General features: G+C 39.2%; 8 protein-coding genes. 5 read left to right on the forward strand and 3 right to left on the reverse strand.

Annotated elements, in window-relative coordinates:
- Positions 1 to 1,073 precede the first annotated feature (1,073 nt).
- Entirely contained in the window at positions 1,074 to 2,024 is a 951-nt protein-coding gene (repM, locus tag RT084_RS12280) for a replication initiation protein RepM (protein WP_282850601.1), read from the forward strand.
- Between the two features lie 114 nt (positions 2,025 to 2,138).
- Here the strand turns inward: repM and RT084_RS12285 are convergent, their stop codons facing one another.
- The 3 genes from RT084_RS12285 to RT084_RS12295 form a co-directional block, all read right to left on the reverse strand.
- Positions 2,139 to 3,056, reverse strand: coding sequence for a ParB/RepB/Spo0J family partition protein (locus tag RT084_RS12285; RefSeq protein ID WP_101965244.1), 918 nt, complete (start codon positions 3,054 to 3,056; stop codon positions 2,139 to 2,141).
- A gap of 28 nt (positions 3,057 to 3,084) precedes the next feature.
- A complete protein-coding gene (locus tag RT084_RS12290) occupies positions 3,085 to 3,924 on the reverse strand; it encodes a ParA family protein (protein ID WP_095356867.1) in 840 nt (279 codons plus the stop codon).
- A 482-nt stretch (positions 3,925 to 4,406) separates the two neighbouring features.
- Complete coding sequence (locus RT084_RS12295; protein ID WP_101965246.1) at positions 4,407 to 5,177, reverse strand: IclR family transcriptional regulator; 771 nt, start codon at positions 5,175 to 5,177, stop codon at positions 4,407 to 4,409.
- A 194-nt stretch (positions 5,178 to 5,371) separates the two neighbouring features.
- On the opposite strand from RT084_RS12295, the gene RT084_RS12300 reads away from it, so the two are divergent.
- The 4 genes from RT084_RS12300 to RT084_RS12315 all read left to right on the forward strand — a co-directional run bounded on the left by RT084_RS12300 (position 5,372) and on the right by RT084_RS12315 (position 9,977).
- The gene (locus RT084_RS12300) at positions 5,372 to 6,760 is read left to right on the forward strand and encodes a GntP family permease (RefSeq protein ID WP_095356865.1); all 1,389 of its coding nucleotides are present in this window, start codon (positions 5,372 to 5,374) and stop codon (positions 6,758 to 6,760) included.
- Between the two features lie 31 nt (positions 6,761 to 6,791).
- Positions 6,792 to 7,952: an iron-containing alcohol dehydrogenase gene (locus RT084_RS12305; protein WP_282850607.1), complete on the forward strand. Its 1,161-nt coding sequence runs from the start codon at positions 6,792 to 6,794 to the stop codon at positions 7,950 to 7,952.
- Between the two features lie 69 nt (positions 7,953 to 8,021).
- Positions 8,022 to 9,518 carry a CoA-acylating methylmalonate-semialdehyde dehydrogenase gene (locus tag RT084_RS12310; RefSeq protein WP_313100318.1) on the forward strand — a complete coding sequence of 499 codons (1,497 nt, stop codon included), beginning with the start codon at positions 8,022 to 8,024 and terminating at the stop codon, positions 9,516 to 9,518.
- 267 nt (positions 9,519 to 9,785) lie between these two features.
- The gene (locus RT084_RS12315; protein ID WP_313100320.1) at positions 9,786 to 9,977 is read left to right on the forward strand and encodes a hypothetical protein; all 192 of its coding nucleotides are present in this window, start codon (positions 9,786 to 9,788) and stop codon (positions 9,975 to 9,977) included.
- The last annotated feature ends 232 nt before the right edge of the window (positions 9,978 to 10,209 follow it).

Raw genomic sequence — 10,209 nt, forward strand, 5'->3', positions numbered from 1 at the left:
AAAAGAGCAACCTTATTAATTAGGTTGCTCTGTTCCCTACTACATAGCTGTATTTCAGTATCATACGCCATTCAATAATCCCAATGATGACTTCCCATTATTCCCTGCCATACCGTCACACAGGCTAACGCATCAGCTCCTGCTCGGTGCGCATTGCTATGTTCTACCCCAAAGTGTGCATAGCCTTGCTTAGGCTAAAATAACGATTAGATTTCAGTGTGTGTTCTTTAAACAATTGCAACTTGGGTATTAGTAAAATTAGCTCTCCCCATCCACTCATATGGGTGAATGCCATAGACCTTTCATACGCTTGTACTAGAAGGTCTATTCGTGTAGATAAGTATGTAGATAATCAGGTTTATAGAAATATAACAAAATGCCATTTCAATAATTTAGTCATTTTGCCCCACCCGCCCGTGTTTTTGTTATGAAAGCAAAAAGGGTGATATTGATCTAATTGGTTAAAGATGGTATGGATTTGAGATTGCGTATCCGCTGTTATTTAGTTTTAAGTCATCAAATTTATATATAATTGGCCAAGGTCATCATAAAATCGCTAATTTAGCCATTTAACATGTTCGCTTGCGGCGTTTTAGTCGTTTCTTTAGGTTTTCGATAGTGCCCCATCATAAATTAACTACAGCCTCAATACGTTCTCGTGATGAGTCTTTATCTAAACCTGAAATCGAGTGTTTCTCACCCTCTGTTTTGTAAAAAAGTGACATAAATGGCTAATACGTGATTTAGATACTAATTATTATCATTGAATGAATAAATATAACCCTTATTTCGCAGATTTCAATTAGTTCTAAAGATAGATAAAAAATTAGACAATATGTTTTACTAGTTTTTTTAGCTTTACAAGCTTTACGGTAGTTTTTTTTACATTAAAATCAATGGCTTATTACCAATTAAAAGAGTTTTAGTTAGTCATTAAAAGAGTTTTAGTTAGTCATTAAAAGAGTTTTAGTTAGCCATTAAAAGAGTTTTAGTTATAATTTAATGAGCCTGTATATTTACTCTTTAAAAGGAAAGAGTTATTATTCTCTTTAAGAAAATAAGAGTGTATCGATATGGCTGACTTAGTTGTAAAAACCAATCATTTAAATACGGTGCTACAAAATTTATCGCTTGCTGAGATTAGGATTATGCAATTAGCAATAATTGATGCACGTGAGAACGGTAAAGGTCTTAATGCTAATGATCCTTTATTTATATCAGCTCAGCGATATGCAGAAGCATTTGAAACAACTACTGAAAACGGCTATCTAAGGCTTAAGGAAGCCAGTATACATCTTTTAAAACGCTATTTTAGTTTCATTAATCCAAGAAATAATCTTGTGTCAAGTAATTGGTTAAGCCAAGTCGAATATCTTGAAAACAGAGGAGGTATTGAAATTGTTTTCACCCCGGCAGTGGTTGAAGGTATTACTAGAATTGATGGGGCAATCGATTTTTTTACCAAATACTTATTAAGTAATACTATTAAGTTTAAAAGTGTTTACAGTGTAAGGTTATATGAACTTATAACGCAATTTAGAAACAAGCGTAATGGAAAAACAGACGAATTTCCGTTGGAAATTTTTAGAAAACAATTAGGTATAGAACCAAAGCAGTATCAAGGCATGAGTGATTTTAAAAAATATGTTTTAGATAAAGCTGTTGGAGAAATAAATGAACATAGCGACTTGTTAGTCGGGTATGATCAGATAAAAGACGGAAGAACAATTACAGGGTTTTGTTTTAAATTTGAAATTAAAAAGCAGAGTGTTAATAAGCAAAATAATATTGATAATAAAGCATTGTTGATAGAAAACTTAAGTGATAAACAGATTGCTAGAATTACACATAGCAAAAAATTCATATCCGATTATTCTAATATGGTTAATCCACAAAGTCCTGCTAACCAGTCGTCAAATTCTTGGATAGAGGAAATGTCTAAACGTTTGATAACTCATCCTGGTGACTTTATAAAACGTCCTTTGCAAGAGTATTTAGACGATGAACAGGCTAATAGATTTTAGTAATCGAAATCAAAACTAAATAATACTAATTACTTATAAAAAGAGTTTTTGTTAGTTAAGAGTCAATTCGTCTACTAGTTACTAACCAAAACTCCTTTTATTAAAATTTGAATTTTAAGAAGAGATTAAAGTTTCGAAGAATTTTTCAATCGCTTGTTGATGTTGATCTAAAATATCATTACTAAATTCAATTGTTGTCTTATTGAGATTTTTCTTAATTTGCCCCACTTTTTTGCCATCTATTGCAAATATTTTGACGGTACGATTACCGTTTTTAATATTATTACCTTTGTTGCCTTTTACTCTGATTTCGATTTCATTAAGTATGCCGTTTTGTTTGAGACCTTCTGTTAGTACCAAATCTAGAACCTCATTTAGTATCTCTACCATTTTTTCACTAGCTATATCATTGTTCTTAATAAATTGCCCTATCTGTTCTGCAGTTTTTGCAGTTAATAAAGTGGGAGAATTATCGAGACGTTGCTGTATCTCTAGGGGTAATTTCTCAAAAGATAATAATCGGTATAGGTCTTGGCGTGAAATACCTAGCGTATTTGCATATTCGGATTTGTTTGGAAAACCATTTTTAAAAGCTATGACGGATTTAGCGATTTCATAATCTGTTAAATCTTCTCGGTTAATATTTTCTGCCAAGGCTAATAAGCTATTTTTTTCGTCAGTGGCATCCATCACTATACAATCAATGTAGGGTTTTTCTAATAATTGAAAGGCACGATATCTTCTTTCGCCTGAAATAATTTCGTACTGATTGCTTTCACCGCTTGATCTTACAATGATTGGCTGCAGTAAGCCTAGTTCTTTTATGGAGTTAGCCAGGCTCTGAAGTTCTAACTCATCAAAAACCATCCTTGGTTGGAATTTATTAGGTTTAATATTTTCGAGTGCTATTTGGACATAAGTATTAGCGCCCGTCACAAAAATATCTCTACTATTAGAACCTAAATAGTCGTTTTTTAATTTTTCTTGATCTTGTGCCGATTTTTCTGCCAACAATTTTGCGAGTTTGCTCATAAATAATCCCCATTGGTATTTTTAAAATTTACTTGTTTTGTCCACTTGTGGACACATCGGAGATAAAGCCTATTTCTTTTGCCACCCATTTTGCCAAATCCCTAAATTGTCTAGCGATTGATGACTGAGTATCGATATCACTGATACTCAGATGTAGCTTTGCTGCTTGGTCGATTTTTGCACTACTCGGAATAGTAATTGGAATCACTTTACCTAGAGCAATTTCTAACTCATCGCGAATATTGCGGCACATTAATTGTCTTTCATCGTGTCTAACTAGTAGAGCACCTAATAGGTTTAGAGTTGGATTAATACGCTTTAAACTGTCAATATAGCGTTGCAATTCAACTACTCCATACATGCCGTATTGAGAGCCACTAAAAATAGGGATGATGTAGTCTGTCGAACAAGCTAGAGCATTACTAGTTAAAATTTCTAAGCTAGGTGGGGTATCTAGTAAAATAACATCATATCGGTTTTTTAATTTATCAATTACCTCTACGAGAACTTCCATGGGTCTAGGTTCTCTTTCTCTAATTTTGTCCTTATCGATTGTTAGTTTTAAAGAACTGTAAATTAATGAAACGCCATCAAAATGCGTAGTGTCATGAATTGACTTTTCTATAAGGTCATCTTTGGATACAGGATTATCATAGTTAGGTATAATCAAATCTCGAATACTAATATCTATTTCACTTGGATGTTTTAAACCAATGTGAGTACTGGCATTTTCTTGAGGGTCTAAGTCGATAACTAAAACCTTCATACCAAGCTTAGCGAGTTCTGCTGATAGATGAACAGTTGTGGCGGTCTTGCCACAACCTCCTTTATGGTTTGCAATAGTAATGACTCTCGCTGATTTATTCATAATTTTTTACTCTGCCATAAGTGTCCACATGTGGACATATTTGAATTATGAATATTATAAAGTGAAAAAATGAAAAAAGCATTATAAAATATAATGCTTTATAATTAAAAATGTGTCCACATGTGGACACTATAATAATCTTGATTTGAGTAAAATAAGTAACGATTTTCAGATAAATATGCTAACAAGATTAAATATATATATTCGTAAACGAAGAGAAAATTATTAAGAATAAATTACCGATATTAAGCCAAGCAAAAGAATATTCGACCACTCAAATTTTTGGAATAACTTCAAACTTGTAGAAGTCATCAAGTTTCCCCTGAAATGGTTTTGACTGAGTAAGCGAACTTCTCACACGATAACCTCCATCAACTCAAATCTATCAAGTGTTTTTCTTCATTATTGACAATTGATAGCAGCGTTCGAATATTTTACATTTTTTTTTCAGATATTTACCTCATCAATCATCTGAAAGTAATTTACATACTTTGCCTTTGAAAAATCTGCTGCAATGCTAAGGCAGCTTCCTGCATCTGTGGCACATAGCTAAGTAGCTCATCTAAGGATTTACGGATTGTGGGACCATGAGTAAACACCGTTGCAAAAACAGGATTATCACCATTGGGGATAGGTACTGCACAGGCGACCATGCCTGGTATAAACTCTTCATTGTCGGTCCCCACTTGTGAGTGCCGAATACTATCAATTTTATCTAGTAATATATGCTTATCCACCAAGGTGCTTTTGGTCAATGCATGTATAGTCATGCGATTGATAATTCTGTGGCATTCATTGTCAGGCAACTGGGCTAATAACAGCTTACCGCTGGCACTTGCCCAAATGGGCACATGTGTCCCAGCGGGTAAATAAATCTGTAACGGCCAATTTGACAAGACCCGATCTACATACACCACTTCTAAGTCTTGCATAATCGCAATGCCTACTGTTTCATCAATTTGATCCGATAATTTTTGCAAAACAGACAGCCGCTCGGCTTTGTAATGACCAGTCTGCCATAAATTCATTGCAAAACTGTGGGTACGCTGACCACAGATAATTCTGCCTTGGATGTCAAATTGCAAAAATCCGGTACTTTCCAGTTGTCCGACGAGCCGATGAGCGCTTGATAAAGGGATATCTAAGGCTTGTGCCAAATCTGCAATACTTAATGGAATCTGGGAATTGGCTACAAGCTCAATAATATGTAGCACGCGTTCAACGCTGGAGCCTTTCTTTTTTTCTGTTGTCATACCGTCTCTTTTACCAAAGAATAACTATCTTAGCTGCGAAAAATATACGCCTCTGCCTTTGATGTCAACAAGATAGGGTAAAACAGCACGAATTTATTCAATCATCGCTTGTACACTAAAAAAATCTATGATAATTTATATAATGAGAATATAATTCCCATTATATATTTTTATTACTTGCACAAGGAATGTGTATGATTAGCTTACTAGGCATATTATTGTCTTTGTCTCTCTTAATGTATTTGGCATATAGAGGACATAGCGTTATTTTATTAGCACCGATTCTAGCTATGTTAGCTGTTGTGCTAAGTGGCGAATCCAGTACGATGTTAGGAATTTATACCCAGATATTCATGAAAGGCTTGGGTGGGTATATTGTAAGTTTTTTCCCCTTGTTCTTACTTGGTGCGGTCTTTGGCAAACTGATGGATGATTCAGGTTCAGCCTTAAGTATTGCAGAGTATTTAGTAGCGAAGCTAGGAAGCAAGCAAGCGATGCTAGCAATCGTCTTAGCATGTGCCATTTTGACTTATGGCGGGGTATCGTTATTCGTAGTAGGTTTCGCTGTCTATCCGATTGCAGCACAGTTATTTCGTAAATTAAATATACCTAAGCGGCTAATTCCAGGCGCGATTGCGTTGGGTGCTTTAACTTTTACGATGACTGCACTACCTGGAACACCCGCGATCCAAAATGCCATTCCAATGCCTTTTTTCAAAACAGATGCCTTCGCAGCACCTGTACTAGGCACGTTAGGCGGCATCATTATGTTGATTGGTGGCATGATTTGGATGAATCGGCAGGCAAAACTGGCAAGCATAAGTGGTGAAGGCTATGGTAACCACCAAGAGAAGTTACCCGTTTTAGAGCAGCACAATGTGCCATCCATTTGGGTTGCATTGATACCCATTATTCTGGTTATTCTGATCAATTTTTTGTGTACGAAATGGTGGCTGCCAAGTTTGGATAGCAGCTACTTAGCCACCGAGAAATTTGGCAATATGCCTTTAAGCAAAGTGCTAGGTATTTGGTCAATCGTGATTGCTCTAGTGGTCTCTTGCTTGGCACTCATTACTTTGAATTGGCAACGCTGGAAAGACCTAAAAGAGTCTTTGAGTAGTGGCGCATTTGGCTCGTTACTTCCAATATTTAACACCGCCTCCGAGGTTGGATATGGTTCAGTGATTGCGACATTAACTGGTTTTGTGATTCTTAAAGAGTTTTTATTGGGTTTATCACCGGGTAATCCACTTATCTCAGAGGCAATTTTTATTAACGTGATGGCAGGTATTACCGGATCGGCCTCAGGTGGTATGAGTATTGCGTTAAACACGATGGGTGAGACTTACTTACAGTTGGCTCACCAATTTGGTATCAACCCAGAGTTGATGCATCGCGTGGCATCAATCGCTTCTGGCGGTTTGGATGCATTGCCGCATAATGGGGCGGTGATTACCTTGTTGGCCATCTGTCAGCTGACGCATAAAGAATCCTACAAAGATATTTTTATGGTTGCTGTAGTCATTCCGGTAATCGCACTCGTGGTTGTTATCACTTTGGGCACCCTATTTGGCTCTTTATAACTTCACCTTCACACATAAAGGAATATGAACGATGTCTAGCACCATCCTTTTACCCAGAATCATGGAAGTAGGCTATGAATCCTACAAAAGCTTACCTTCGATACTTGAAAAACTGAACGTCAAAAAACCCCTGATTATCACCGATAACATGATGGTGCAATTAGGCTATGTCGCCAAGGTCCAAGCCGTATTACAAGAAAATGGCATCGCCTCAGATGTCTTTTCGGATACCGTGCCAGAGCCGACTGATAAGTCGATTGAAATGGGTATCAAAAAAGTACAACAGCAAGCGTATGATTGCGTGATTGCCCTAGGTGGCGGCAGCCCCATCGACAGTGCTAAAGCCATTGCCATCTTGGGTAAGTTTGGCGGTGAGATACGCGATTATAAGTTTCCTCGTCAAGTCAATGAAGCAGGCTTGCCAATAATCGCGATACCTACCACTGCAGGTACAGGGGCGGAGGCAACCAAATTTACCATCATTACTGATGAGCAAAAAAATGAAAAACTGCTATGCGTCGGTACAGGTTTTATGCCGATTGCAGCGGTGATTGATTATAGCTTTACCATGAGTGTGCCACCGCGTACGACTGCAGATACGGGGATTGATGCGATGACCCATGCCATCGAAGCGTATGTTAGCCAAAAACGTAATGTTTACAGCGACCAGCAAGCGTTAGCCGCGTTACGACTCATTGGCTCAAGTCTGCAAACTGCTTATCATGATGGTAGCAACCAAGCCGCCCGTGAGGCGATGATGCTTGGATCGACCTTGGCGGGTATTGCCTTTTGTAACTCATCCGTGGCACTGGTACACGGTATGAGTCGTCCGATTGGGGCATTTTTCCATGTGCCTCATGGGTTATCCAATGCCATGCTACTGCCTACTATTACCGAGTTTTCGATTCCTAATGCCCCAGAGCGCTATGCCGATTGTGCTCACGCATTGGGTATCACCGCCGCTGATGACAGTGTTGACACTGCCAACCAAAAATTGATTGAATTTTTAAAAGCAATTAATCAAGAGTTTGAAGTACCAACCTTACAGTCTTTTGGCGTCGAACGCCAATATTTTGATGGGGTGCTTGATACCATGTGCGAGCAAGCATTTGGCTCTGGCTCGCCCAATAACAACCCTCGCGTTCCAGATACGACACAAATGCTATCGCTGTATCGTAAACTTTGGGACTAATTAACCACTGACACTATTTCATTTTACGCTATTTATCAAAACTAGCTATTTATCCAAGGAGGATTACTTATGCAAACCATCGGACACTTTATAAACGGCGAGCTCATCGTAGATGACAGCCAAACGCAGCCGGTTTATAACCCATCGACTGGCGAAGTGAGCAAACAGGTTGCCATCGGCGGTGCCAAAACCATTGATGACGCAGTCGCTGCTGCTAAAGCCGCTTTTCCTGATTGGCGTAAAACGCCGCCCCTAAAACGGGCTCGGATTATGTTTAAATTTAAAGAGCTACTTGAACGCCATGCTGACGAAATCTGTCGTCTAATCGGTGAAGAACACGGTAAAATCGTGCATGATGCGGCAGGTGAATTACAACGGGGTATCGAGAATGTGGAATATGCATGTGGGGCACCCGAGCTGTTAAAGGGTGAACACAGCCGCAATGTCGGACCTGACATCGACTCATGGAGTGAATTTCATCCATTAGGTGTTGTCGCAGGTATCACCCCCTTTAACTTTCCAGTGATGGTGCCGCTCTGGATGTTCCCCATGGCGATTGTATGTGGCAACACCTTCGTATTAAAACCGTCTGAAAGAGATCCTAGTGCGTCGCTATACATTGCCCAATTGTTAAAAGAAGCAGGCTTACCCGATGGGGTATTAAATGTGGTCAATGGTGGCAAAGACGCTGTCGATGCGATCTTGACTCACAAAGACATCCAAGCAGTAAGCTTTGTCGGCTCGACCCCTATCGCTGAGTATATTTATAAAACTGCTGCAGCTAATGGCAAACGTTGTCAGGCATTGGGCGGTGCCAAAAACCATGCGATTGTGATGCCCGATGCCGACTTAGACAACGTGGTGAATTCATTGCTAGGGGCAGCGTTTGGCTCATCGGGTGAACGCTGTATGGCGCTGTCAGTGGCGGTAGCAGTAGGTGATGAGATTGCCGATAAAATGATTGCGGCATTAAAAAATGCGATGCAGCAGCTAAAAATCGGGGTACATTCAGACAAAGCCAATGACTTTGGGCCCGTGATTACCCATGAACACAAACAAAAAGTGCTAGGACATATCAAAAGTGCCTCAGAACAAGGTGCGTCGGTATTGGTTGATGGCTCAAGTACGACGCCAGCAGGCTATGAAAACGGCTTTTTTGTCGGTGCAACCTTGATTGATAATGTGACGAAAGAGATGAGCAGTTATCAGGCAGAAATCTTTGGCCCTGTCTTACAAGTGATGCGAGTACAGACTATGGATGAGGCGATGACACTCATCAATGAGCATGAATATGGCAATGGTACCTGTATTTATACTCGCGATGGCGAAGCAGCTCGCTATTTTACTGACAATATCCAAGTAGGGATGGTCGGGGTGAATATTCCATTGCCTGTGCCAGTGGCGTATCAAAGCTTCGGTGGTTGGAAGCGTTCATTATTTGGTGACTTGTTTATGTATGGTCCCGACGGTGTTCGTTTCTTTACCCGCCGCAAAACGATTACCCAGCGTTGGCCAAGTGCCAGTGTTCGCGAAGCGCAGCAGTTTTCAATGCCAACGCTGAACTAAGCGCTGCAGAAAACTAGCGAATTTTAACGTTGTTATCGTTCTTCCTACCTGAAATAGCGCTAGTTGCAAAAAGAAGCGGTGTTGGGTTGTTAGGATAGGTATCTTCTTTGAAGTCAAAGCAAAGCTGTTGACGAGTAAACAGCTTTGCTTGCCCAATTATAAAGTAGGACTATTTAATTTTTAAAAGACCCCTTAAGGATCTATAAAAACTACTGGATAGAAACAGGCAATGCAACATTCTTAATTGACAAACTCGTTGACGAGCGAGTGAACCTTGCGCTAATCGAAAAAGCATTTGTTGATAACGACGTATTGTCCAGTTTTGACGTCGGTGACATCAGCCCTATTGCGTTATTGTTTCAAACAACCAACCATATCATTCATCAGATAAGGATGGAATTTAACAAACAAGCGCATACTGTCGTATTTGATAGGGAAGACTACATTGAAGAGAATTAGCCTAAGCTAAAAATTTCATATTGATTAGGTGATGTTAATCTTAATGATTTCTATTAAAAAGGTAAGCCCCCGACCATCTCCGCTACTGCGTGCCTATGCCTAGATGAAGCTAGATAATGTCCAAATTCTGTGCTGAACCCCTATCAACTCTCTATCCCAGCCATATTAAGACTTTTCACCGGCACCAACCGATACAACGTCTGCGGATGCACCCCTAGAATTCTTGCCACCT

The sequence above is a fragment of the Moraxella sp. CTOTU48717 genome (genome assembly GCF_032057165.1).
GTDB lineage: Bacteria > Pseudomonadota > Gammaproteobacteria > Pseudomonadales > Moraxellaceae > Faucicola > Faucicola tetraodonis.